Genomic DNA, 24,257 nt, shown 5'->3' with positions numbered 1-24,257 from the left:
TCATCTTTGTCCAAATACTCGAATCCGACAGAACACAGATGCACCCAGGGAGGGGAACAAGCACATGACCATGAAACTATACTGCTTCGGCGAAAGCGGAAACTCCTACAAGGCGGCGCTGGCGCTGGAACTGTCGGGACTCGACTGGGAGCCGGTCTTTGTCGATTTCTTCAATGGCGAGACCCGCACGCCGGACTATCGCGAGAAGATCAACGAGCTCGGCGAGGCGCCGGTGCTGGTGGATGGCGATTTCCGGACCGGCCAGTCCGGCGCGATCCAGGCCTATGTGACCGAGAAAACCGGCAGGTTCGGCGGCAAGACCCGCGACGAGAAATACGAGATCCTGCGCTGGGTATTGTGGGACAACCACAAGCTCAGTTCGACGGCCGGTCTGACGCGGTTCCTGATGAATTTCCTGCCCGAAGACAAGCGCCCCGCCCAGGTGATCGCCTTCAACCAGGGCCGGCTCAAGTCCGCCTACGACCTGCTGAATGCGCATCTGGAGGGGCGCGACTGGATCGTCGGCGACGGCATCACCAATGCCGACCTGTCCTGCTGCGGCTACCTCTATTATCCGGAACCGTTCGGTTTCGACCGGGCCGAATGGCCCAATATCGACAGCTGGCTGACACGCCTGGCCGAAACACCCGGCTGGAAAGCCCCCTACGATCTTATGCCCGGCTCACCAGCGGACCGCGCCTGAAGGAGAGAATCATGACCGAAGCCTATATCTACGACGCGCTGCGCACCCCGCGCGGCAAGGGGCGCAAGGACGGAGCGCTGCACGAAGTGACCAGCCTGCGCCTGTCCGCGCTGACGCTGAATGCCGTGAAGGAACGCAACAATCTCGACGGTCACGCGGTCGAGGACGTGATCTGGGGCAATGTCACGCAGGTGATGGAACAGGGCGGCTGCCTGGCGCGTTCCGCGGTTCTCGCGTCCGATCTGGATCAATCCATTCCCGGTCTGGCGATCAACCGCTTCTGCGCGAGCGGAATGGAAGCGGTGAACCTGGCCGCCAACCAAGTCAAGGGCGGCGCGGGCGATGCCTATATCGCCGGCGGTGTCGAGATGATGGGCCGCGTGGCCATGGGCAGCGATGGTGCGGCGATCGCCGCCGACCCCTCGGTCGCCTTCGAGACCTATTTCGTGCCGCAGGGGATTTCCGCCGATATCATCGCCACCGAATACGGGTTCACCCGCGATCAGGCCGATGCGCTCGCCGTGGAAAGCCAGCGCCGCGCCAAGGCGGCCTGGGACGAAAACCGCTTTGCGAAATCCGTCATCACCGTGCGCGACCAGAACGGCTTGCCGATCCTCGATCACGACGAATACATGCGCCCGCAGACCGACATGCAGAGCCTTGGCGCGCTGAACCCGGCCTTTCAGATGATGGGTGAACAGATGCCCGGTTTCGACAATGTCGCGCTGCTGAAATACCCGCATCTGGAGCGGATCAACCACATCCACCATGCGGGCAACAGCTCGGGCATCGTGGATGGGGCCGCCGCCGTGCTGATCGGCAACAAGGCATTCGGCGCGAAATACGGGCTCACGCCCCGCGCCCGCATCAAGGCCACCGCCAAGATCGGCACCGATCCCACCATCATGCTGACCGGCCCGGTGCCGGTGACCGAGAAGATCCTGAAGGACAACGGCATGGAGATCGGCGATATCGACCTGTTCGAGGTCAACGAAGCCTTTGCCAGCGTCGTGCTGCGCTTCCAGCAGGCCTTCGATGTCGACCCGGAAAAGGTCAACGTCAACGGCGGCTCCATCGCCATGGGTCACCCCCTGGGCGCCACCGGCGCGATCATCATCGGCACCCTGCTGGACGAGCTTGAACGCACCGGCAAGCAGACCGGCCTCGCCACCCTGTGCATCGCGTCCGGCATGGGCGCGGCAACGATCATCGAGCGCGTGTAAGCGGCCTGGATCAGGAGACAAGACATGACCGATTTCACTATGGAGAAGGACGCCGACGGCGTCGCCCTCATCACCTGGGACGTGCCGGAGAAATCCATGAACGTCATGCGCATGGATGGCATGCGCGAGTTGAACGCCCTGCTGGACGATGCGCTGGCTGACGATGCGGTGAAGGGCATCGTCATCACCTCGGGCAAGCCCGGTTCCTTTGCCGGCGGCATGGACCTGACGCAACTGGCGGTGATCCGCGATCAGGCGGGCGATGACCCGGCTGAGGCGCTGTTCGATTTCGTGATGCAAGGCCATCACATGATGCGCAAGATGGAACTGGCGGGGATGGACCCGAAGACCAAGAAGGGCGGCAAGCCGATTGCCGCCGCCCTGCCCGGCACCGCCGCCGGCATCGGGCTGGAACTGCCGCTGGCCACGCATCGCATTTTCGCCGCCAACAACCCCAAGGCGCGGATCGGCCTGCCCGAGATCATGGTCGGCCTGTTCCCCGGTGGTGGCGGCACCACGCGGCTGGTGCGCAAGCTCGGCGCGATGGGCGCGTCTTCCTTCCTGCTCGAAGGCAGGATGCTGGAGCCGACCAAGGCCAAGGCGGCGGGCCTGATCGACGAGGTGGCCGACGATCCGGTCGCCGCGGCGCGCGACTGGGTGCTGACCGCCAAGGACGCAGACCTGGTGAAAGCCTGGGACGCCAAGGGCTACAAGATGCCCGGCGGCGCGCCCTACCATCCGGCGGGATTCATGACCTTCGTGGGCGCTGCCGCCATGGTGCATGGCAAGACCAAAGGCGCTTTCCCGGCGGCCAAGGCGCTGCTGAGCGCGGTCTATGAAGGCGCGCTGGTCGATTTCGACACCGCGCTCCGGATCGAGGCGCGCTGGTTCACCCATTTGCTGATGAACCCGTCCTCCTCCGCCATGGTGCGGTCGCTTTTCGTGAACAAGGAAGCGCTTGAAAAGGGCGCGGTGCGGCCCAGGGACGTGCCCGATCAACGGGTGAAAAAGCTGGGCGTGCTGGGCGCGGGCATGATGGGTGCCGGCATCGCGCTGGTCAGCGCACAGGCCGGTATCGAGGTCGTGCTGATCGACCGCGACCAGGCAGCGGCGGACAAGGGCAAAGCCTATACCGAGACCTATCTCGACAAGGGCATCGCGCGCAAGAAAGTGACGCCCGAGAAGAAAGAGGCGATGCTGAACCTCATCACCGCCACCCCGGATCTGGACCAGCTCAAGGGCTGCGACCTGATCATCGAGGCGGTGTTCGAAGACCCGAAGGTCAAGGCCGAGATGACCCAGAAGGTCGAAGCGATCATCCCCGAGGACTGCATATTCGCCTCCAACACCTCGACCCTGCCGATCACCGGGCTGGCCAAGGCATCGGGGCGCCCGGAGCAGTTCATCGGCATCCACTTCTTCAGCCCCGTCGAAAGGATGCTGCTGGTCGAGATCATCAAGGGCAAGGAAACCGGCCCCCGCGCCGTCGCCAAGGCGCTGGATTACGTGCGCCAGATCCGCAAGACCCCGATCGTGGTGAACGACGCCCGGTTCTTCTACTGCAACCGCTGCATCATTCCATACGGCAACGAAGCCACCCGGATGATCACCGAAGGCGTCGCACCGGTCCTGATCGACCACGCCGCGCAGCAGCTCGGCTTCCCGGTCGGCCCGGTGCAACTGGGCGACGAGACCAGCATCGATCTGGCCGCCAAGATCGCCCGCGCCACGATGCAGGCGATGGGCGACGACTACCCGGCGTCCGAGGCCGACAACCTCGTGTTCTGGATGGAGGAACAGGGGCGGCTCGGGCGCAAGGCCAAGGCCGGTTATTTCGACTATGACGACAAGGGCAAACGCACCGGTTACTGGCAGGGCATCCACGACAAGTACCCGCTGGCTGACGAGCAGCCCGATCTGATCGAAGTGCAGGAACGGCTGATGTTCGTGCAGGTTCTGGAAGCGGTGCGTGCGTTGGAAGAAGGCGTGATCGAAGACATCCGCGAGGCCGATGTCGGCGCGATCCTGGCCTGGGGTTTCGCGCCCTGGTCCGGCGGCCCGCTCAGCTGGCTCGACATCATCGGCACGCCCTATGCCGCCGAACGCTGCGACCAGTTGGAGGCCAAATACGGCGAACGCTTCAAGTGCCCGGCGCTGCTGCGCGAGATGGCCGAGAAGGGCCAGACCTTCTATGGCCGCTTCTCCGCCGAGTCGCGGGCGGCGTGATGCCCGAGACGGGCGCGGCACCTGGGTCCGAACCTTCGCGCCGCGTCCTGCCCTGGTCGCTGATCTGTAAACTGGTTGCGGCCGGGAGCAGTCTCCTGCTCCTGGCCGCTATTCTTTCTCCCGGCGGCATCGGGTTCGCGCCGGCCTTGTCCGGGTTGATACCGGGGCTTATGGCCGGAACAATGGGGCGTCCCCCGGCACCCTACCTCGCAATTCTCAGCCTCGCCATCGCCCTCGCCTCGCTATTGCTCTGGCCGGATATTGCGGGGCTCTGGTTTTTTGCCGCCCTGCTGGCCGCCGGTGCCGGCATCGAATCCCGCGTGATTGGCGGACGGGCCTTTGTCGCCGCGCTGTATGGCTGGCTTTCCATCCTGCTGATTCCGGCCATGCCGCCGATCGGAGCCGCTTTGCCCTGGCTACTCATCGGTCTGGCCTGGGGGCTGGTCGCGGCCCGGTTGCTGAACCTGACAGCAATAGCGGCGCCACCGCCTTCGGGAGCTGGATTCGCCGTCGGCCTTGTCATCTTCCTTTTGGCCGGGCTGTCCGCTGCGCTTGTCCTGACCGAGAAGATCGGGTCGCCTTTCGGTCACTGGCTGGTGCTGCTCTTCGTGGTGCGGGCGCTCACGCCACAAGGGCGCACCATACGGGCAGCGTTGCGATTTGGCGCCGGAGCGGCCGTCGGATGCGCTTTGGCGCTGTTCATGACCCCGTTCGATTTGCCCGACGGCATTCCCTTGCTGCTGGCCGTCTGCCTGCTCCTGCTCGGGCTGCGCTACCTGCCCCACCCCTTGCCTCTTGCGCCCGCCGCCATCACGGCGGCTGTGCTGCTCGGCACCGCTCCCGGACAGGATGCAGCCCTGTTCCGGCTCGAAGCCGCGCTGATCGCCGTCGCCCTGACGCTCGCGACCGGCATCGCCATCGGACTGGTCTGGCGGCTGTTGCCGTTTCCCGCCTCGCCATCGCCGGACCCGCCGGGCTGAACGGGTTCAGGCGATGTCCAGCGTCTCGACCGCAAGGATCGTCGGCAGGTGGCGGGCAATCTCTTTCCAGGTGTCGCCCTCATCGAGACTGGCGAAGACCGATCCGCTGTTGGTGCCGAAATAAATTCCGGCGGATTCGCGCGCGTCGCCGGCCATCGCCTGCCGCAGCACGGTGAAGAAACAGTTTTCCTGCGGCAAACCTTCGCGCAGGTCTTGCCAGCTTTGCCCGCCATCGCGGGACCGCCAGACCGCCGCCGCGGCTTCGGGCGGGTAGCGCCCGGACGAGTCGCCATTCAGCGGCAGGGTCCAGATCGTGCCGGGATCGCGCGGATGCACCCGGATCGGAAACCCGAAGGTCGAGGGCAGTCCCGGCGTGATGTCCTCCCAGCTGCGCCCGCCATCGCCCGACCGCCAGACCCCGTGATGGTTCTGCTGATAGAGCAGGTCGTCCGCGCCAGCCGCCCGCATCATGTTGTGCACGCAATGCCCGGTTTCCCCGTCGCGCGGTGCCGCCGGATGGTCATGATCTGCGCAGGCTTCGGCGTTGGACAGGCGGTTGCGCCTTTCCCACGATGCGCCGCCGTCCTCGGTCGCGAAGACACCCGCAGCCGAAATCCCGACCCACAGCTTCCGCGCATCGTTCGGATCGCCGACAATGGTGTGCAGCACCAGACCCGCCGCGCCCGGATTCCAATCCCTGGTCGAAGGATGATCGCTCAACCCCTGAACCCGTCGCCAACTGTCGCCGTCATCGTCGCTGACCAGCAGGCCGGCGGGTTTGGTCCCGGCGTAGAGCTTGCCGTGCACCCGCCCCAGCGACCAGATCTGCGTGAATTCGTTGTGAAACGGCAGCGGTTCCTCCGTCCAGCCGATCATCGCCGCGAAGCCGGGATCGTTCGCCGCCCAGTCATCCATCGTGCCCCTGGTCAGCCGCACGAGGTCCCAGTTGCCGCCACCGTCGCGGGATCGCCAGACCCCCGCACCGTGCCAATCGCCGCCGCCTCCGGCCCAGATCGTTCCGGTTTCGGCATCCCCGACCACATGATTGATCGGCCAGCCGTCACAGCATGGGCCATCCACGGACCAGCCGCTGCGACCCCGTCCGCCACGGAGCAGGAATACGCCCTTGGTGGTTCCCAGCAACAGGGTCATTCCGGAAGTCGCCATGGCACGCCTCGGGTTCGGACACATGCGCTCGCATAGCACGGATCGAGATTCGGAGACAGGTCTGCCGGTCTCGGGGATGTGGACAAAGACATAGCCGCAGCCGGTGCTCAGGATCATCGGCGCCGGCGATTGCAATCCTGTGTGATCGCAATGTCCAGACACGGGCTTTCCTTTGTCGCGGCCCCGTCGCAATATTCCGCCAGAACCAATTCCGCAGCGGAGGACATCATGGGCTGGATGAAAGACGAAACCGGGCTGGAGAAAACAGCCGCGAACCATGTGCCCCTGACCCCGCTTTCCGCCCTGCGCCGGGCGTCGCATGTCTATGCCGACGAGATGGCCGTCATCTACGGGAGCCACCGCAAGACCTATGCCGAGTATTACGACCGCTGCACCCGCCTGGCGTCGGGACTGGCGGCGATGGGTGTCGAACCCGGCGACGTGGTGGCGACGATCCTGCCCAATATCCCCGCCCATGCCGAGGCGCATTTCGGCGTGCCCGCCTGCGGCGCGGTCCTGAACGCGATCAACACCCGGCTGGATGTGGGCACGGTCGCCTACATCCTGGAACATGGCGGCGCCAAGGTGGTGCTGGCGGACAGCCAGTTCACCGAACTGGCCGAAGCCGCGATCGACCGCCTGGACGGACCCGCGCCGATAATCGTCGAAGTGCCCGATGCCGCTGCCGGGCATCCGGCCAGCGGCCGCCACGCCACCTATGAACAGGTGCTGGGCAATGCGGATCACGATTTCGGCTGGATCCTGCCGCAGGACGAATGGGAAAGCATCGCGCTGAACTATACCAGCGGCACCACCGGACGGCCCAAGGGCGTCGTCTATCACCATCGCGGCGCGTATCTCAACGCCATGGGCCAGGTGATCAGCTGGGGCATGGTGCTGCGCCCGCGCTACCTCACCATCGTGCCGCTGTTTCACTGCAACGGCTGGTGCCACACCTGGATGATGCCGATGGTCGGCGGCACGATCGTCTGCTGCCGGGACATCACCGCAAAGGCGATCTTCGATGCGATCGCCGACGAAAAGGCCACCCATTTCGGCGGCGCACCCATCGTCCTGAACATGCTGGTCAACGCGCCGGACTCCGAACGCCGCAGCTTTGATCATACGGTGCAGGTCTTTACCGCGGGCGCGCCCCCGGCCCCGGCAACGCTGGCCAAGATCGAACCGATGGGGTTCAACGTCACCCAGGTCTATGGGCTGACCGAAGTCTATGGCCCGGCGACGGAATGCACATGGGGCCCGCATCTGGATCACCTGGAGGGCGATGCCCGTGCCGCGATCAAGGCCCGCCAGGGCGTCGCCATGCCGTTCATGGAGCATATCACCGTCGCCGATGACACGATGGCGCAGATCCCGATGAACGGGGCGGCGCAGGGGGAAATCGTGATGCGGGGAAACGGGGTCATGAAAGGATATTACAAGAACCCGGAAGCGACCGCGGAAGCCTTCAAGGGCGGGTATTTCCATTCCGGCGACATCGCCGTCCAGCACCCGGACGGCTATATCCAGATCGCCGACCGCGCCAAGGACATCATCATCTCGGGCGGCGAGAACATCAGTTCCGTCGAAGTCGAAGGCGTTCTGATGGCCCATCCGGACGTGCTTCTTGCGGCAGTCGTTGCAAAACCCGACGCGACATGGGGCGAAGTGCCCTGCGCCTTTGTCGAACTCAAGGAAGGAGCGACCGCGACCGAAGCCGATCTGATCGCGTTCTCGCGCCGGACGCTGGCCGGGTTCAAAGCCCCGAAGAAGGTCGTGTTCCTGGAGTTGCCGAAGACCTCCACCGGCAAGATCCAGAAGTTCGAACTGCGTCAGGTCGCAGCGGGGATTTCCTGAGGCGGAGCGCCGAAAGCCATTTGCCGCCCGCGCGGCGCACATGCTAGTCTGCGGCAAAACAGAGGCCCGGCAGACCCTGCAAATATGACGGCATTGAAGCAATACCAGCGGCTCGAAGCCTCCGGCCTTTGGCGCGCGAAGCCCGGTGATCAACGCCGCGAGGTCATCGTGTCCATCGGCGACGCGACTCTCACGATGACCGACATGAAGGAACAGCCGCTGACGCACTGGTCTCTCGCGGCGTTGCAGCGGGTCAATCCGGGCCAGTTCCCGGCGATCTACTATCCGGCCGGCGATCCGGGCGAAACGCTCGAAATCGCCCAGGACGAAACTAGCATGATCGAGGCCATCGAAAAGCTGCGCCGGGCCATGGACCGCGCCCGCCCCCATCCGGGGCGATTGCGGCATGTGGGCATGGCAGGCGTGCTGGCGGCGGTGCTGGGGCTGGGCGTTTTCTGGCTGCCGGGCGCGCTGGTCCGCCAGACCGTCAGCGTCGTGCCGGACATCCGGCGGCAGGACATCGGCCAGGCCATTCTCGACCGGATCGAGCGGGTCGCCGGGCGGGCGTGCTATTCTGCGGAAACCGCGCCGGTCCTGGGCAGTCTGGCGCGCCGGACGGGGGTCCGCAAGGTGGTCGTCCTGCGCGATGGCGTTCCGGATACGAGGCACCTGCCCGGCCGGATCATCCTGCTCAACAAGGCACTGATCGAAAACCACGAGGATCCGGCAGTCCTGGCCGGGTATATCCTGGCGGAACGGGTGCGATCCGAGCAGTCCGATCCGCTGGCCGATCTCCTGATCGAGGCCGGGCCGCTGGCGTCATTCCGCCTTCTGACGACCGGCCAGCTGACGCAGGACACGCTGGATCGTTACGCCGAACATGTTCTGGTGGAAATCCGGCCGCCCCTGCCGCCAGATACGCTGCTGAGCGCATTCGGGGCGGCGGGCGTGCCATCGACGCCCTACGCCTATGCCTTCGACCCGTCCGGCGAAACCGTTCTGGATCTGATCGAAGCCGATCCGATGGCGGGAACCGATCCGGAACCGGTGTTGCGCGACAGGGACTGGGTCTTGCTGCAAACGATCTGCGGCGGCTGATAGCCCGGCACCTGCCGTCCGGCAGGGTCTACCTGTCCGCGCGAGGCATCTTTCCCGGCGATCCCGGCCGGGTCGATATCCGATTCACCTGCGCCGCGGCGGATCGGACCGGATCCGACGCCGCCGGCGCGCGCGGCCCGGCCCGGCCCGCTTCGCGCTGGACCGGGCGCGGGCCGCGTCGGGGGTTCAGGCGACCGTCCCGCCAGACCGGAACATACCCGCCTGGCGGTGCCAGGTCGAAAGCACCGGCAACGGGCACGGGATTCGTCTTGCCGCGCGAGGGATTGAGCCTGTCGTCTTTCCAGACCGGGCGATACCCGCGCAGGACAGACGCATTCCGGGATTTCCGGCGCTGGCCTTGCGCCGCGCGGACCGGAGACGCAGGTCTAACCCCTGCCTGTTTCGGCGCACCCGCCCGGATCGCGGCATCGACGGCCATGCCCTCGGGCGCCACGCTCGGAGGCAGGCCGCAGACCTGCTGACGGGCACCGGTCATCCGTGCCGCCCAAGTCACATGTCCGTCCACCGTCGCGCGCCGGAAGGCACAGCCCTTGCTGTCGACATACTGCGATCCGGTGAATGTGGCAGGCGGCATCTCTGCCGGTCGGGACAGGGGCGGGAGCGCCTGCGCCCAGAGCGCGGTCGCGAACATCGCAAACCCAGGCAGCGCCACACCGAACAGACCTGTTTTCATCTTCACCCTCGCGGCAATTCGCGGCGAGTGAAACAGATTCGCGTTATGGCAACGTAAAGACGGTCTATTTCGTTCCGAACATGCGGTCCCCGGCGTCTCCGAGACCCGGCATGATATAGCCTTTCTCGTTCAGCCCGCGATCGATCGCAGCGGTAAAGATCGGAACGTCCGGATGCGCCTCCTGCATCCGCTTGATCCCTTCCGGAGCGGCCAGCAAGCACAGGAAACGGATGTTGTCCGCACCGGCCTTCTTCAGAAGGTCCACGGCGGCGGCAGAAGAATTTCCCGTCGCCAGCATGGGATCGACGACGATCACCAGACGATCATCCAACGCTTCGGGAACCTTGAAATAATACTGGACCGGCTTCAGGGTCGCTTCATCGCGATACAGGCCGATGAACCCGACCCGCGCCAGCGGGATCAGTTCCAGAACGCCGTCCAGCATCCCGTTCCCGGCCCGCAGGATCGACACCAGCGCCAGTTTCTTGCCCGCCAGCGTCGGCGCGTCCATCCGTTCCAGCGGCGTTTCGATCGCCTTTGTCGTCATCGGCATCTCGCGCGTGATCTCATAGGCCAGAAGCTGCGTGATCTCGTGCAGAAGCTGGCGGAAGACGGCCGTTGAGGTCGCCTTTTCGCGCATCAGGGTCAGCTTGTGCTGCACAAGCGGATGATCGACGACGGTGACGGATTCGGACATGGCGGTTCTCCCGGATTGGCCGCTGAGGGACTGCCCCTTTTTGAGCCAGCCAGACCCGGCTCGCAACCCGCATCCTGCCCTTGCGCCTCAGAAAAAACTGCGCCCCGCCCCCCGAGACGCGACACCGAGGTGATGCGCGACACTGGCCGCGACATCGACGAAGCCGACATGCCCGACCGACCCGGCGCCCTTGCCCGCGACCAGAACCGGCACCCGTTCGCGGGTGTGGTCGGTTCCGCTCCAGCTTGGATCATTGCCGTGATCGGCGGTAAGGACGAGGATGTCGTCGTCGCGCAGCCGCGCCAGGATCGACCCGATGGCGGCATCGAACCGTTCCAGCGCTGCGGCATAACCGGCGATGTCCCGGCGATGCCCGTAGTCGCTGTCGAACTCGACGAAATTCGCGAAGGTCAGGCTGCCGTCTTCGGCCGTATCCACCAGACCGGACAGGCGCGCCATCAGGTCGGCATCCCTGCCCTTGACGACATCGTCGATGCCCTGCATCGAAAAGATGTCCCCGATCTTGCCGATGGCGTGAACCCGCCGCCCGGCGTCCTGCACCCAGTTGGTCAGAACCGGTGCGGGCGGCGCAATGGCGTAATCGCGGCGGTTCGCGGTACGGTGAAATCCGGTTTCGGGCGTTCCGGCGAAAGGCCGGGCGATCACGCGACCGACTTTCATCGCATGAAGCGTCGGGGCAAGTCCGGCGCAGAGGTCCAGCAGGCGATCGAGCCCGAAACTGTCCTCATGCGCGGCGATCTGAAACACGGAATCGGCCGAGGTATAGCAGATCGGCCAGCCGCTTTTTACATGCTGCGCCCCCAGCCTGTCGATGATGTCGGTCCCGCTGGCGTGACAATTCCCCAGGATCCCCTCTGTGCCCGCCAGCCGGGCCGCGCGGTCCGACAGGCTCGTGGGAAACGCCGGTTCCGCATCCGGAAAATAATGCCACTCCCAAGGAACCGGCACGCCCGCCAGTTCCCAATGCCCCGAGGGCGTGTCCTTGCCGAGCGACTGTTCCGTCGCCGCGCCCCAAAGCCCCGATGTCGCCTCGCCCAGACCCGGCGCGGCTTCGCCCGAAGCCAGGCGCACCGCCGATCCGAGTCCCAGGGCCGAAAGCGCCGGCAACCGCAGCGGCCCGCTCCGGCCCTGTTCGGCGCGTCCGGCCATGCAGGCCTGCGCGATATGCGCGACGGTATTCGCCCCGGTGTCCGGTTTGGACCCGTTGAAGAACCGGGCGGCATCGGGCGCTCCACCGATCCCGACCGAATCCATGACCACCAGAAACGCACGGGCCATCAGTCGATCCTTTCGTGAATGAGATCCGGAACCGCGCCCGGAGCATGACCCAGCGCGATGGCGTTCAGAACGGCGCGCTCCGCCGCCAGCGCGGCATCCTCGCGCGCCGCGTGAACGACCGCGATCGTCTGCCCTTTCGCGACCTGCTGCCCCAGCCTGACCAGCCCCGACAGACCGACGGACGGATCGACGACATCGCTTTCGACCTGGCGTCCACCGCCCAGGTCGACCACCGTCAGCCCCAGTGCTTCGCCATCGATCGCCGCCACATTGCCATCCGCAGGCGCGATCACTTCACGGATCACGTCGGCTTCCGGCAGGAACCGGCGCCAGTCGTCCAGGAACGCGACCGGCCCACCCAGAGCGGCCACCATCCGGCCAAACCGTTCGGCGGCACGACCGTCGCGAATGGTCGCGGCGATGCTGTCGGCCCCCGCCTGAACGTCATCCGCAAGGCCCGCGTCGGCCAGAAGCACCCCGCCAAGCGCCGCGCTCAGCTGCACCAGCGGGCCTTCCGTTTCGCCGGTCAGCGCCTTCATCACCTCCGCGACTTCCAGCGCGTTGCCGAGTGCCGGCGCGAGCGGCTGGTTCATGTCGGTGATCACCGCCGTCGTCCTGCATCCGGCGGCATTCGCAGCCGTGGTCAACGCCCTCGCCAGCGCGCGCGCGTCCTCCATGGTTTTCATGAAGGCGCCGCTGCCCACCTTGACGTCAAGAACCAGTGCCTGCGGGCTTGCGGCCAGTTTCTTGGACAGGATCGACGCGGTGATCAGGTCAAGGCTTTCCACCGTCCCGGTCACGTCCCGAATGGCATAAAGACGCTTGTCCGCCGGAGCGATCCGGGCTGTCGCGCCGACGATGGCGCAACCGACCCTGGCGACGATTTCGCCCAGCGACTCCTGCGCGACCGCGGTGGACACGCCGGGAATGGATTCGATCTTGTCCAGGGTTCCGCCCGTATGGCCAAGTCCGCGCCCCGAGATCATCGGCACGAAGCCGCCGCATTCGGCCAGCGCCGGGGCCAGCAACAGGGAAATGCAATCGCCGACGCCGCCGGTGGAATGCTTGTCGATGACCGGCCCCGGAAGATCCCAGTCCAGCACGTCACCGCTGTCGCGCATCCCTAGCGTCAGGGCGACGCGCGCCGCTTCTCCCAACTGGCCCATGCAGACCGCCATGGCGAAGGCCCCGGCCTGTGCATCGCTGATATGCCCGTCGGCAAGCCCGTTGGAGAACCAGCGCAATTCCGCTTCGCTCGGCGCCTCGTGCCGGCGCAGCTTGGCGAGAATGGCGCGGGCATCCATCGGCCTACCGGTCCGCCATGTGATCGGTGTTGAAGGCGCCGGGCAGCAGTTCGCCCAGGGTCGCCACCTGTTCTGCCCCGCCGGTGGTCGCCATCGTGACCCGCACTTCGCCGGCTCCGAATTCGGCCAGCCTCTGCCGGCAGCCGCCGCAGGGCGACACCGGCATCGGGCTGTCCGCGATCACGTAGACTTCGGTCAGTTCCGTTTCCCCCGCCGCCACCATCGCGGCTATCGCGCCGGCTTCGGCGCAGGTGCCTTCGGGATAGGATACGTTTTCGACGTTGCAACCGGCAAAGATCGCGCCGGACGCCGCGCGGATGGCAGCCCCGACCTTGAAGTTGGAATAGGGGGCATGCGCGTTCAGGCGCACCTTTATGGCCGTATCTTTCAATGTCATTCCCTGTCCAGTTCTGGTTTGATCGGACCGCGCGGCGCGATTCCGCGAATCGGAGTTTCCACATCGTTTGCTGCCGGTCGGAGCGTGAAACAGAGCGGTTTCCGGAACAACGCGATACCCTCGCGCAACTCTTCTGTAGGCAGTCGCAATTCAGCTATGATATCGGACATGCGGACCCTGCGAATTTTCCGTCAAGATTGGCGGGCCGCAACAGATTCTGCAAGCAAACGGCTGAAGCACCTTTCGCGAAATTCGAGGTTGTCCGGTGCCCGCCCGTTAGTTTAAGGCTAAACTAAATTTCCGGAGGAGCCGAAACATGTCCGACAACCAGAGTCTGCGTCAGGCAGCGCTGTTCTATCACGAGTTCCCGAAACCGGGAAAACTCGAGATCCGGGCGACCAAGCCCATGGCGAACGGCCGCGACCTGTCGCGCGCCTATTCGCCGGGCGTGGCGGAAGCCTGTCTGGAAATCCGGGACGATGCCGCTTCGGCCGCGCGCTACACGACAAAGGCGAACCTCGTCGGCGTGGTGTCCAACGGAACGGCGGTTCTGGGGCTTGGGAACATCGGCGCGCTGGCCAGCAAGCCGGTGATGGAAGGCAAGGCGGTCCTGTTCAAGAAATTCGCCAATATCGACTGTTTTGATATCGAAGTCGATGAAACCGACCCGGAGAAACTGGCCGAAATCGTCTGCGCCCTTGGCCCGACCTTCGGGGCCATCAACCTTGAAGACATCAAGGCGCCGGATTGCTTCATCGTCGAACAGATCTGCCGCGAAAGGATGAACATCCCCGTTTTCCATGACGACCAGCACGGCACCGCCATCGTCGTCGGCGCCGCCGCCAAGAACGCGCTGCTGGTGGCCGGCAAGGCGTTCGAGGATGTGAAGATCGTCAGCACGGGCGGTGGCGCGGCCGGGATCGCTTGCCTGAACATGCTGATCAAGATGGGCGCCAAGCGGGAAAACATCTGGCTCTGCGACATCCATGGGCTTGTCCACGAAGGCCGCACCGAGGACATGAACCCGCACAAGACCCTGTTCGCGCAAAAGACGGACCTGCGGACTCTCGACGACGTGATCGGCGACGCGGACATGTTCCTCGGGCTGAGCGGCGCGGACATCCTGACCGCCGACATGGTCAGGAAGATGTCCAGCAAGCCGATCATCTTCGCGCTGGCCAATCCCAACCCGGAGATCCAGCCCGACCTCGCCCGATCGGTCGCACCGGACGCGATCATCGCGACGGGCCGCAGCGATGTGCCCAACCAGGTGAACAACGTGCTGTGCTTTCCGTTCATCTTCCGCGGTGCGCTGGATGTCGGCGCCACCGAAATCAACGACGCGATGAAGCTGGCCTGCATCGAAGGCATCGCCGAACTGGCCCGAGCAACCACCAGCGCCGAAGCCGCGGCCGCCTATAGCGGCGAACAGATGACCTTCGGCCCCGACTACCTGATCCCGAAACCGTTCGACCCGCGCCTCGTGGGCGTCGTGTCCTCCTCGGTGGCCCGCGCGGCGATGGAGAGCGGCGTCGCCACCCGCCCGATCGCGGATCTGGACGCCTATCGCGAACGGCTGAACCAAAGCGTGTTCAAGTCGGCCCTGCTGATGCGCCCGGTCTTCGAAGCGGCCCGCATGGCGAGCCGCCGGATTGTGTTCGCCGAGGGCGAAGACGAACGCGTGCTGCGCGCCGCGCAGGCGATCCTCGAAGAAACCACCGAGACCCCGATCCTGATCGGTCGTCCGGAGGTGATCGAGCAGCGCTGCGAGCGCATCGGACTCGATATCCGACCGGGGCGCGACTTCCAGCTTGTGAACCCGGAAAACGACCCGCGCTACTACGATTACTGGACCAGCTATCACACGCTGATGGAACGCAAGGGCGTCACCCCGGATCTCGCCAAGGCAATCATGCGCACCAACACAACTGCCATTGGCGGCATCATGGTACACCGGGGCGAAGCCGACAGCATGATCTGCGGCACTTTCGGAGAATACCGCTGGCATCTGAACTACATCACCCAGATCCTCGGGTCGTCCAGCCTGCATCCGCACGGCGCCCTGTCCTTGATGATCCTGGAAGACGGTCCGCTGTTCATCGCCGATACCCATGTCCACCAGTTGCCCAACCCGGAACAACTTGCCGAAATCGCCGAAGGCGCGGCCCGCCACGTGCGCCGTTTCGGACTCGAGCCCAAGATCGCCTTCTGTTCGCAATCGCAGTTCGGCAACCAGAGCGGCGGATCCGGCGAACGCTTGCGAAAAGCCATCGGCATTCTCGACCAGCGACCGCGCGATTTCGTCTACGAAGGCGAAATGAACCTCGACGTGGCGCTGGACCCGGAGCTTCGCGCCCGCATCTTCCCGAATTCACGCCTGGAGGGTGCCGCGAATGTGCTGATCTTTGCCCATGCGGACGCGGCCAGCGGCGTGCGCAACATCCTGAAGGCCAAGGCGAACGGTCTGGAAGTCGGCCCGATCCTGATGGGCATGGGGAACAACGCACATATCGTGTCGCCGTCGATCACGGCGCGGGGATTGCTGAACATGGCCGCCATCGCCGGGACGCCGGTGGCGCATTACGGCTAAGATAATTCCGCCACATGCGTGACGCATGTGGCGGAGCGGCGTTCTCAACTGACCTGTTTTCCAGGCTGATCGGCATTGCACAGGACGGCGTCTTTCCGGCCCTAACAGCGACAATCGACCTTTGAAATTTCACCCGACACCCTGTCGGGCGCGCGATTTCAATGCCATGTGCGCCCGAGTCGCTCTGTCGCATTTTCGACTTGCGCGTCGTTTCCGGACATTGGCGAAGCGATGCGGGACGCTGCCCCCGGATCGATTTGGCCTTTTCCGCCAAGCGAACCGGTTTTGCAAGAACCGCCGTGAATTTTGCAAACCAGAGAGGTCTTCCCAAGCGGCCCGCATAGAAAATTCAAATTTGCAAAACTTTGCACGTTGAAACCCCGAAAATCTGCAAATTCTTGCGTCCTTCTGCCACTGGTATCGGTAACTGTCTTGTCTGACGCCGCGTCAGCCCGCTACACGATCTCAAACTCAGGAGGAGGACAGTCCATGAGCTATGCGGAAATCTATGAAAGCTGGAAAAAGGACCCGGAAGCGTTCTGGATGGACGCCGCCAAGGCCATCGACTGGGTGAGGCCGCCGTCCAAGGCGCTGAACAGCGACAACGCCCCGATCTACAGCTGGTATGACGACGGGCTCGTGAACACCTGCCACAACGCGGTCGACCGCCACGTCGAAGCCGGTCGCGGGGCGCAGACTGCGATCATCTATGACAGCCCGATCACCCAGACCAAACACAAGATCTCTTATGCCGAACTGCGCAAACGCGTCGCCACGCTGGCCGGGGCGTTGCGGGCGAAGGGTGTGGAAAAAGGCGACCGGGTGATCATCTACATGCCGATGGTGCCCGAGGCGCTGGAGGCGATGCTGGCCTGCACGCGGCTTGGCGCGGTGCATTCCGTCGTGTTCGGCGGTTTCGCCGCCAACGAACTCGCGGTGCGCATCGACGATTGCAAGCCCAAGGCGATCATCGCGGCCTCCTGCGGGTTGGAGCCGGGCCGGGTCGTGCATTACAAACCGCTGCTGGACGGCGCCCTGGACCTGGCCGAACACCAACCCGACTTCTGCGTGATCTTCCAGCGGGAGCAGGAGGTCGCGCGCCTGGAAGACGGGCGCGATTTCGACTGGCACGGCTTCCAGTATGGCGTGGAGCCGGCGGAATGCGTGCCGGTCGAAGGCAACCACCCCGCCTATATCCTCTATACTTCGGGCACCACGGGCGCTCCGAAGGGCGTGATCCGGGCCACCGGCGGCCATCTCGTCGCCCTGAACTGGACGATGAAGAACATCTACAACGTCGAACCGGGCGACGTGTTCTGGGCCGCGTCGGACGTGGGCTGGGTCGTCGGCCATTCCTATATCTGCTACGGACCGCTGATCCACGGCAACACGACCATCGTGTTCGAAGGCAAGCCCGTCGGCACCCCCGATCCCGGCACCTTCTGGCGGGTGATCTCCGAACACGGGGTCAAATCGTTCTTCACCGCCCCAACGGCCATCCGCGCCGTGAAGCGCGAAGACCCCAACGGCGCCTTCACCAAGCCCTACGACCTGTCCTGCCTGAACACACTCTACCTGGCCGGCGAACGCGCCGACCCGGATACGATCCATTGGGCGCAGAAGATCCTGGACCTGCCCGTGATCGACCACTGGTGGCAGACCGAGACCGGCTATGCCATCGCCGCCAACCCGCTGGGGATAGAACACCTTCCGGTCAAGATCGGCAGCCCTTCCGTGGCGATGCCGGGCTATGACGTTCAAATCCTGGACGAAGCCGGCCACCCGATGAAACCCGGCGAACTCGGTGCCATCGCGATCAAGCTGCCGCTGCCGCCCGGCACCCTGCCCAACCTCTGGAACGCCGAGGAGCGGTTCAGGAAATCCTATCTCACCACCTTCCCGGGATATTACGAAACCGGCGACGCGGGGATGATCGACGAGGACGGATATCTCTACATCATGGCGCGCACCGATGACGTGATCAACGTCGCGGGCCACCGCCTGTCCACCGGCGCGATGGAAGAGGTGCTCGCCGAACATCCGGACGTGGCCGAATGCGCGGTGATCGGGGTGACGGATCAGCTCAAGGGGCAGATGCCGGTCGGATTTCTGTGCCTGACCAAAGGGGTGAACCGGCCCGAGGCCGAGATCACTACCGAATGCGTCAAGCTGGTGCGGGAAAAGATCGGACCCGTCGCCGCCTTCAAGCTGGCCGTGGTGGTGGATCGCCTGCCCAAGACCCGCTCCGGCAAGATCCTGCGCGCCACCATGGTCAAGATCGCCGACAGCGAAGATTTCAAGATGCCGGCGACAATCGACGATCCGGCCATCCTCGACGAGATCAAGGCTGCATTGCAAACCATCGGCTACGCTAGGTAACGATGCACCGGAGAGGGGGTCATGTGCCGGCCTCCTCTGCGATCCCCCGAAGGAAATCGTCGGAATAATCCACCTCGATCTCGATCCAGATCGGCAAGTGGTCCGACATCTCATGCGTCGTCCAGGTCGGATAGGTCCTGGACCAGTCGGAATAGGGTTTCCCGGTGTCCGGCCGGTCGCGGATAGCCATGGCGATCTCTTCATATGCGGCCATGTCGCCGGGGCGAAAGACCGATCCGCGCCAGTCGAACTTGCCCTGGCGCAAGAGCCGGGTTTCCCGTCCCTGCCCGGAAAAGGCGATGTGATCGAACAGCCTGTCGCCACCAAGGTTCGTCGCGCCGAAATCCGGCACATGGAACCCCGCCCCCTTCAGCGCCGCCATCATCTGATCCTCGCTGGTTTCGATGTTCATGTCGCCAAGCAGGACATAGACTTCCCCCTCGGCCCTGGCCCGGTCGGCCAGGATGGAGGCAAGGGTCGATATTTCCCGCGCCCGAAGACCCAGGTCATCGCCAAACCGGATATGCGCCGTGCACAGCGTGAACCGGAACCAGTCGGCCTGGAACGACGCAAAGAATGGCGAACGGGCGATCTGCTCGCCGGCGATCAGCGCCTCGCGCGGCAGAACGACCTCGCCGATCAGATTGCGGAAGACCACGCGGTTCCGGTTGTAGAGAAACGCCATGCGCTCGTCATTGCCACCGTCTCCCGCGGTGACATCGGTGACGAAATAGTCCCAGTTGTCGCCCATGAGTCCGATCAGCCGTTTCAGCGGCCCCAGATCCGGCTTGATTTCCTGCACGGCGCAGATGTCGAAATGGTCGATGATCTCCGCAATATAGTGATAGCTTTCGTCCAGTCGGCTGCGCCCGCCGTCAAAGGCGCGGATGTTCCAGGACCCGATGATGAGCGAGTTGTCGCGCCTCTGGTCCCGGATCTGCTCCGCCAGATCCGCCCGCAGCCGCAACAGGCCGTCCGCGATCCAACCGCTTTGCCCCGGCGCCTCCCGGCCCGGCGGATAGTCCCTGATGGATTTGTAATAGGCCATGTCGAACGCGCCTTTCCCTTGCAGTCAGCTCAAAGCCTAGCCGAACCGCCCGCGCCCGACAATTTCTTGCGGTCGCCCGGATGGCGGTTTCGCTTGCACCGGGGGCCGAGCGGACTAGGCTGCCGGAAAACCGGGAGACACATCAAACCATGACCGACAGACCAATCTGGCAATTGACCGCCGAGGAAACCGCAACCGCGATCCGCGACGGACGGATCACAGCCGTTCAGGCCACCGAAGCGGCACTCGCCCGCATGCAGGAGGTCAATCCAGCCCTGAATGCGGTCGTCGAGGACCTGAGCGGCGAGGCCCTGCAACAGGCGCGCGATCTGGATTCCCGCGGCAAGGCGTCGGGACCGCTGCACGGCGTTCCGGTCACGATCAAGGTCAATGTCGACCAGAAGTCCCATGCCACGACGAACGGCGTCACCGCTTTCAGGAACGTGATCGCGCCGGAGGATGCGCCAATTGTCAACAACCTGAAACGGGCCGGAGCGGTTGTGATCGGACGCACCAACACGCCGGAGTTCTCGTTCCGGGCCGACACCGACAACCCGCTGCATGGACGCACCCGCAACCCATGGGGCGACCACATTTCGCCCGGCGGGTCGTCCGGCGGGGCCGGCTCGGCGGTGATGGCCGGTATCGGCGCACTTGCCCATGGCAACGACATCGGCGGCAGCCTGCGGTTTCCCGCCGCGGCCAACGGCGCGGTGACGGTCAAACCGGGGCTCGGGCGCGTCCCCGCCTGGAACCCGAGCCAGACCGCGGAACGCGGAATGCTGGCGCAAGCCATGTCGGTGCAGGGGCTGATCGCGCGGTCCGCCGCCGATCTCCACCTGTCGATGCCGGCCGCCATCGCGCCGGACCCGCGCGACCCGTTCCACGTGCCGCTGCCATGGCGGGGCGAACCGCTTGACGGGCCGATCACCGTCGGCTTCACCAAGGAAACCTTCGACTATGACCTGCATCCCGAGGTCTCGCAGGCGCTGGACAACGCCCGCGACGCCCTGCGCGACGCGGGCTATGTGGTCAAGGACATCGATCCGCCCTGCCTGCGCGAAGCGGCCTTGACCGGCTATCGCGCGCTGATGGGCGAGGTGCGCGCCCTGATGGAACCGGACGTCCGCAAGCACGGGTCCGCCACCATCAATGCCGTCTTCGACGCCTATTTCGAAGAGTTCCCGCCCTACAGCGGCACCGAGCTTCTGAAGGCGATGGCGCAACGCAGCCACTTTGCACGCGAATGGTCGCTGCAACTCGCGCAAACGCCTCTGATCCTGACGCCATTCCTGCCGCAGCCGTTCTTTGCGCCGGATCGCGACACCCAGGGCATCGACGGCGTGCGCGAAGCGTTGGGGTCCGCGCTCTGGTCCTACTCGATGAACTACATGGGGCTTCCCGCCGCCAACCTGCCCGTCCGGCTTGCCGACCTGCCCGCGGGTCCGCAACCGATCAGCGTTCAGATCGTCGGCCGGCGCTGGCGCGAGGATCTGCTCGTGGATGCCTGCGTCGCGGTCGAAGACCGCATCGGACGGTTCTGCGATACCCTTTGGTCGCGGATGGGCTGAGGGGACCTGCATTCCGGGAGAGCTTGAACCATGCACGTGACATCCATCCTGCGCCGCGCCGCGCAGATCAACCCGAACGGAACCGCCACCATATTCAAGGATCGGCGGCAAAGCTGGTCGCAGATGGTGACGCGCGTCAGCAAACTGGCCTCGGCCCTGCAGGGTCTCGGAATGCAGCCCGACGACCGGGTGGCGCTACTGTCCCTGAATTCGGACCGCTATGTCGAATACTTCTTCGCGACCTTGTGGGGCGGCGGGGCGATGATGCCGATGAACATCCGCTGGGCACCCGCCGAATGCGCCTATGCGCTCAACGATGCGGGGGCTGAAATCCTGCTGGTGGATGATGCCTTCGCGCCCGTCGCCGCCGCGATGCAGGCCGACGTTCCACTGCTGAAGACGCTGATCTATTGCGGCGATGGCGAAACGCCGGACGGGATGCTGAACTACGAAGACCTGCTGGCCGCCGCCGCCCCGGTTCCGGACGCGAACCGAGGAGGCAACGACCTCGCCGGTATATTCTACACCGGCGGCACCACCGGATTTCCCAAGGGTGTCATGCTGTCACACACCAATTTCTATGTCGGCGGCATGTCCAATGTCAGCGAGTTGCGGCTGGAAGACCGGTGCATCTATCTGCATGCCGCACCGATGTTCCACATCGCCGACCTGCTCTGGTTCACCGCCGTCACGATCGTCGCCGGCACGCATGTGGTCATTCCCATGTTCACGCCGGACGACACGCTCGAGGCGATCCAGACCCATCGTCCGAGCCATGTGCTGCTGGTGCCGGTGATGTTGCAGATGATCATGCAAAGCCCGAAACTCGCGGACACCGATATCTCCTCCGTCCGGCTGATCGCCTACGGGGCGTCGCCGATCACCGAAGCCGCGCTGAAACAGGCGTTCAGGCTGTTTCCCAATGCCGCCTTCACCCAGGCGTTCGGCCAGACCGAACTCAGCCCGGTGGCGACCATACTGGCCGCCGACTATCACGTCCTGGACGGGCCCAAGGCCGGGAAACTGCGATCCGCCGGGCGGGCGACGCGGGTCTGCGAGATCCGGATCGTCGATCCGTCCGGCACCGACCTGCCCACGGGCGAGGTCGGACATATCATCGTCAAGGGACCGATCACCATGCTCGGCTACTGGAACAAGCCCGAGGCGACCGCAGAAGCGATCCGGGATGGCTGGGTATATACCGGCGACGCCGGATACATGGACGATGAAGGTTTCGTGTTCCTGATGGACCGGATCAAGGACATGGTCGTATCAGGCGGCGAAAACGTCTATTCCGCCGAGGTGGAGAACGTGATCGGCCAGCATCCCGCCGTCGCCACGAGCGCCGTCATCGGCATCCCGAGCGAACAATGGGGCGAAAGCGTTCATGCCATCGTGATCCTGCATCCAGGCGCCAGCGTGACCGAGGACGAGATCAAGGCGCATTGCCACAGTCTGATTGCCGGATTCAAATGCCCGCGAAGCATCGAATTCCGCACCGATCCGTTTCCGCTGTCCGGTGCGAACAAAGTGCTCAAGACCGAGCTGCGCAAGCCCTTCTGGGAGGGATGGGACCGCAACATCGCATGATCGTCAACGGGGACCGTGACACGAAATGCGGGCGCAGAGTTCCCCCTGCGCCCGACTTATGCAAAAAATTACCCCTTACCAAACAACCGGTTAGTCCTGAATCTCTTGGCAAAACGGATTGCTTTGAATGCACCCTTTTTGCCATCTTCAGCCCGATCGCACTGTAAGCTAGTTCACACAAAATGAAAAAAGCGTGGACATCGGGCACCTTTTTTCGCGACGGGGCGCGTCCCGCCGGAAAATCGCCATCCGGACCCGGTTCTTCAGGTAAATTGTTCCGAAATCAGCCGCTCTTCCAACCCGTGTCCGGGGTCGAACAGGATTCGATGCTGGATCGTGGAATCCGACTGGATCTCCACCCAGTCGATATCATCGATCGAAATCGAATCGGCATCGGCCATGACCGGGCGCTTGTCCGGTTCGATGACGTCAAAGCGGACCTTCGCGGTCTTCGGCAGCAAGGCGCCCCGCCAACGGCGCGGGCGAAACGCCGCGATGGCCGTCAAGGCAAGCACGTCCGCCCCGATCGGCAGGATCGGCCCATGCGCCGAATAGTTGTAGGCGGTGGACCCCGCCGGTGTCGCCAGCAGCGCGCCGTCGCAAACCAGTTCCGCCAATCGCACGCGGCCATCCACGGTGATCTTCAGCTTCGCGGCCTGCGGCCCGGCGCGCAACAGCGACACTTCGTTGATCGCGAGCGCGGTATGCACCTGTCCGGCCTGATCCACGGCGCGCATCGACAGCGGGTTGATGACCTCCTTTTCGGCGGCCTTCAAACGGTCCATGAGGTCGGTTTCGCTGTAGTCGTTCATCAGGAAACCGATGGTGCCGCGGTTCATGCCATAGACCGGGGCCTCCAGTTGCTGTGTCGCGTGCAATGTCCGCAGCATGAACCCGTCCCCGCCCAGGGCGACGATCACATCCGCATCGCGCGGCGCCACGTTGCCGTAACGCCCGATCAAGGCCGCGCGCGCGGTCTGCGCAACCGGGGCCTCGCTGGCCATGAACGCAATTCTCAAAGACATCCTGTCAGGTTTCCGGTGCTGCGCGGTCCGGTCCGACCCAACCACACCTTTCCGCCCTTGACCAGCCATGCCGCTCCAATCGTCTCATCGGTCGCTTAAAAGGCTTTCCGCCTCTGCCGGTTTTCGGTAGGGAGTCCGGCATAAATGCCCCACCCCGCCACAATCGGAGCCTGCCCCATGAACGCCCCCTATCGCGACCCTGTTGATCCCGGATTTTTCACCGACGCGCTGTCGAGCCGCGATCCCGAGATATTCGGGGCGATTTCGGCGGAGCTGGGGCGGCAGCGCGACGAGATCGAGCTGATCGCGTCCGAGAACATCGTCTCGGCGGCGGTGATGGCGGCGCAGGGCTCGGTGATGACCAACAAGTATGCCGAGGGCTATCCCGGACGGCGCTATTACGGCGGCT

The 24,257-nt window shown here is 64.6% G+C and carries 18 protein-coding genes and 1 pseudogene; 11 read left to right on the top strand and 8 right to left on the bottom strand.

The window, feature by feature from the left end:
* The first annotated feature begins 64 nt into the window (after nt 1-64).
* The 4 genes from QO034_RS17370 to QO034_RS17355 are packed head-to-tail and all read left to right on the top strand — an operon-like array spanning nt 65 to nt 5,132.
* On the top strand, nt 65-703 hold the full coding sequence (locus tag QO034_RS17370; protein ID WP_284486796.1) for a glutathione S-transferase family protein: 639 nt from the start codon (nt 65-67) through the stop codon (nt 701-703).
* An 11-nt stretch (nt 704-714) separates the two neighbouring features.
* Nucleotides 715-1,926, top strand: a complete 1,212-nt coding sequence (locus tag QO034_RS17365; protein ID WP_284486795.1) for an acetyl-CoA C-acetyltransferase — start codon at nt 715-717, stop codon at nt 1,924-1,926.
* Nucleotides 1,927-1,950: 24 nt separating this feature from the next.
* Nucleotides 1,951-4,152: a 3-hydroxyacyl-CoA dehydrogenase NAD-binding domain-containing protein gene (locus QO034_RS17360; protein WP_284486794.1), complete on the top strand. Its 2,202-nt coding sequence runs from the start codon at nt 1,951-1,953 to the stop codon at nt 4,150-4,152.
* Nucleotides 4,152-5,132 carry a hypothetical protein gene (locus tag QO034_RS17355; protein WP_284486793.1) on the top strand — a complete coding sequence of 327 codons (981 nt, stop codon included), beginning with the start codon at nt 4,152-4,154 and terminating at the stop codon, nt 5,130-5,132. Before QO034_RS17360 ends, QO034_RS17355 begins: the two co-directional genes overlap by 1 nt.
* A gap of 6 nt (nt 5,133-5,138) precedes the next feature.
* On the opposite strand, the gene QO034_RS17350 is transcribed toward QO034_RS17355, so the two are convergent.
* Nucleotides 5,139-6,299 (bottom strand): beta propeller repeat protein, encoded by a 1,161-nt coding sequence (locus QO034_RS17350; RefSeq protein ID WP_284486792.1) that lies wholly within the window; start codon nt 6,297-6,299, stop codon nt 5,139-5,141.
* Nucleotides 6,300-6,527: 228 nt separating this feature from the next.
* Here QO034_RS17350 and QO034_RS17345 point away from each other — a divergent pair, with 228 nt between their 5' ends.
* Nucleotides 6,528-8,156, top strand: coding sequence for an AMP-binding protein (locus tag QO034_RS17345; RefSeq protein WP_284486791.1), 1,629 nt, complete (start codon nt 6,528-6,530; stop codon nt 8,154-8,156).
* An 84-nt stretch (nt 8,157-8,240) separates the two neighbouring features.
* Nucleotides 8,241-9,254, top strand: coding sequence for a hypothetical protein (locus tag QO034_RS17340; RefSeq protein ID WP_284486790.1), 1,014 nt, complete (start codon nt 8,241-8,243; stop codon nt 9,252-9,254).
* 28 nt (nt 9,255-9,282) lie between these two features.
* On the opposite strand, the gene QO034_RS17335 is transcribed toward QO034_RS17340, so the two are convergent.
* From QO034_RS17335 to QO034_RS17315, 5 genes are all read right to left on the bottom strand, one after another.
* The gene (locus QO034_RS17335; RefSeq protein ID WP_284486789.1) at nt 9,283-9,948 is read right to left on the bottom strand and encodes a hypothetical protein; all 666 of its coding nucleotides are present in this window, start codon (nt 9,946-9,948) and stop codon (nt 9,283-9,285) included.
* Between the two features lie 64 nt (nt 9,949-10,012).
* A complete protein-coding gene (gene upp / locus QO034_RS17330; protein ID WP_284486788.1) occupies nt 10,013-10,645 on the bottom strand; it encodes a uracil phosphoribosyltransferase in 633 nt (210 codons plus the stop codon).
* Nucleotides 10,646-10,732: 87 nt separating this feature from the next.
* A complete protein-coding gene (locus QO034_RS17325) occupies nt 10,733-11,944 on the bottom strand; it encodes a phosphopentomutase (RefSeq protein ID WP_284486787.1) in 1,212 nt (403 codons plus the stop codon).
* A complete protein-coding gene (locus QO034_RS17320) occupies nt 11,944-13,248 on the bottom strand; it encodes a thymidine phosphorylase (RefSeq protein WP_284486786.1) in 1,305 nt (434 codons plus the stop codon). The genes QO034_RS17325 and QO034_RS17320 overlap by 1 nt, the downstream gene beginning before the upstream one ends.
* Before the next feature lie 4 nt (nt 13,249-13,252).
* Nucleotides 13,253-13,738, bottom strand: a complete 486-nt coding sequence (locus QO034_RS17315; protein WP_284486834.1) for a cytidine deaminase — start codon at nt 13,736-13,738, stop codon at nt 13,253-13,255.
* Nucleotides 13,739-13,961: 223 nt separating this feature from the next.
* On the opposite strand from QO034_RS17315, the gene QO034_RS17310 reads away from it, so the two are divergent.
* Complete coding sequence (locus QO034_RS17310; protein ID WP_284486785.1) at nt 13,962-16,235, top strand: NADP-dependent malic enzyme; 2,274 nt, start codon at nt 13,962-13,964, stop codon at nt 16,233-16,235.
* A gap of 489 nt (nt 16,236-16,724) precedes the next feature.
* The gene (gene prpE / locus QO034_RS17305; protein ID WP_284486784.1) at nt 16,725-18,614 is read left to right on the top strand and encodes a propionate-CoA ligase PrpE; all 1,890 of its coding nucleotides are present in this window, start codon (nt 16,725-16,727) and stop codon (nt 18,612-18,614) included.
* 19 nt (nt 18,615-18,633) lie between these two features.
* Here prpE and QO034_RS17300 read toward each other — a convergent pair whose 3' ends face one another.
* Nucleotides 18,634-19,662 carry an endonuclease/exonuclease/phosphatase family protein gene (locus QO034_RS17300; RefSeq protein WP_284486783.1) on the bottom strand — a complete coding sequence of 343 codons (1,029 nt, stop codon included), beginning with the start codon at nt 19,660-19,662 and terminating at the stop codon, nt 18,634-18,636.
* Between the two features lie 149 nt (nt 19,663-19,811).
* On the opposite strand from QO034_RS17300, the gene QO034_RS17295 reads away from it, so the two are divergent.
* Nucleotides 19,812-21,233 carry an amidase family protein gene (locus QO034_RS17295; protein WP_284486782.1) on the top strand — a complete coding sequence of 474 codons (1,422 nt, stop codon included), beginning with the start codon at nt 19,812-19,814 and terminating at the stop codon, nt 21,231-21,233.
* Nucleotides 21,234-21,263: 30 nt separating this feature from the next.
* Nucleotides 21,264-22,823, top strand: a complete 1,560-nt coding sequence (locus tag QO034_RS17290; RefSeq protein WP_284486781.1) for an acyl-CoA synthetase — start codon at nt 21,264-21,266, stop codon at nt 22,821-22,823.
* 263 nt (nt 22,824-23,086) lie between these two features.
* Here QO034_RS17290 and QO034_RS17285 read toward each other — a convergent pair whose 3' ends face one another.
* Nucleotides 23,087-23,848, bottom strand: coding sequence for an NAD kinase (locus QO034_RS17285; RefSeq protein ID WP_284486780.1), 762 nt, complete (start codon nt 23,846-23,848; stop codon nt 23,087-23,089).
* Between the two features lie 177 nt (nt 23,849-24,025).
* Between QO034_RS17285 and glyA the strand changes: the two are divergent.
* A pseudogene (glyA, locus tag QO034_RS17280) lies at nt 24,026-24,257 on the top strand (serine hydroxymethyltransferase); the annotation flags it as partial.

This window comes from Sedimentitalea xiamensis (assembly GCF_030164465.1).
Taxonomy (GTDB): Bacteria; Pseudomonadota; Alphaproteobacteria; order Rhodobacterales; family Rhodobacteraceae; genus Sedimentitalea; species Sedimentitalea xiamensis.
Note: the sequence above shows the minus strand (reverse complement) of the source record. Positions and strands in the feature narration are given on the sequence as shown.

Excerpts from the sequence above, each read along its gene's own strand:
- QO034_RS17370 (WP_284486796.1), top strand. The coding sequence starts at position 65 with ATGACCATGAAACTATACTGCTTCGGCGAAAGCGGAAACTCCTACAAG.
- QO034_RS17365 (WP_284486795.1), top strand. The coding sequence starts at position 715 with ATGACCGAAGCCTATATCTACGACGCGCTGCGCACCCCGCGCGGCAAG.
- QO034_RS17360 (WP_284486794.1), top strand. The coding sequence starts at position 1,951 with ATGACCGATTTCACTATGGAGAAGGACGCCGACGGCGTCGCCCTCATC.
- QO034_RS17355 (WP_284486793.1), top strand. The coding sequence starts at position 4,152 with ATGCCCGAGACGGGCGCGGCACCTGGGTCCGAACCTTCGCGCCGCGTC.
- QO034_RS17350 (WP_284486792.1), bottom strand. The coding sequence starts at position 6,299 with ATGGCGACTTCCGGAATGACCCTGTTGCTGGGAACCACCAAGGGCGTA.
- QO034_RS17345 (WP_284486791.1), top strand. The coding sequence starts at position 6,528 with ATGGGCTGGATGAAAGACGAAACCGGGCTGGAGAAAACAGCCGCGAAC.
- QO034_RS17340 (WP_284486790.1), top strand. The coding sequence starts at position 8,241 with ATGACGGCATTGAAGCAATACCAGCGGCTCGAAGCCTCCGGCCTTTGG.
- QO034_RS17335 (WP_284486789.1), bottom strand. The coding sequence starts at position 9,948 with ATGAAAACAGGTCTGTTCGGTGTGGCGCTGCCTGGGTTTGCGATGTTC.
- upp (WP_284486788.1), bottom strand. The coding sequence starts at position 10,645 with ATGTCCGAATCCGTCACCGTCGTCGATCATCCGCTTGTGCAGCACAAG.
- QO034_RS17325 (WP_284486787.1), bottom strand. The coding sequence starts at position 11,944 with ATGGCCCGTGCGTTTCTGGTGGTCATGGATTCGGTCGGGATCGGTGGA.
- QO034_RS17320 (WP_284486786.1), bottom strand. The coding sequence starts at position 13,248 with ATGGATGCCCGCGCCATTCTCGCCAAGCTGCGCCGGCACGAGGCGCCG.
- QO034_RS17310 (WP_284486785.1), top strand. The coding sequence starts at position 13,962 with ATGTCCGACAACCAGAGTCTGCGTCAGGCAGCGCTGTTCTATCACGAG.
- prpE (WP_284486784.1), top strand. The coding sequence starts at position 16,725 with ATGAGCTATGCGGAAATCTATGAAAGCTGGAAAAAGGACCCGGAAGCG.
- QO034_RS17300 (WP_284486783.1), bottom strand. The coding sequence starts at position 19,662 with ATGGCCTATTACAAATCCATCAGGGACTATCCGCCGGGCCGGGAGGCG.
- QO034_RS17295 (WP_284486782.1), top strand. The coding sequence starts at position 19,812 with ATGACCGACAGACCAATCTGGCAATTGACCGCCGAGGAAACCGCAACC.
- QO034_RS17290 (WP_284486781.1), top strand. The coding sequence starts at position 21,264 with ATGCACGTGACATCCATCCTGCGCCGCGCCGCGCAGATCAACCCGAAC.
- QO034_RS17285 (WP_284486780.1), bottom strand. The coding sequence starts at position 23,848 with ATGTCTTTGAGAATTGCGTTCATGGCCAGCGAGGCCCCGGTTGCGCAG.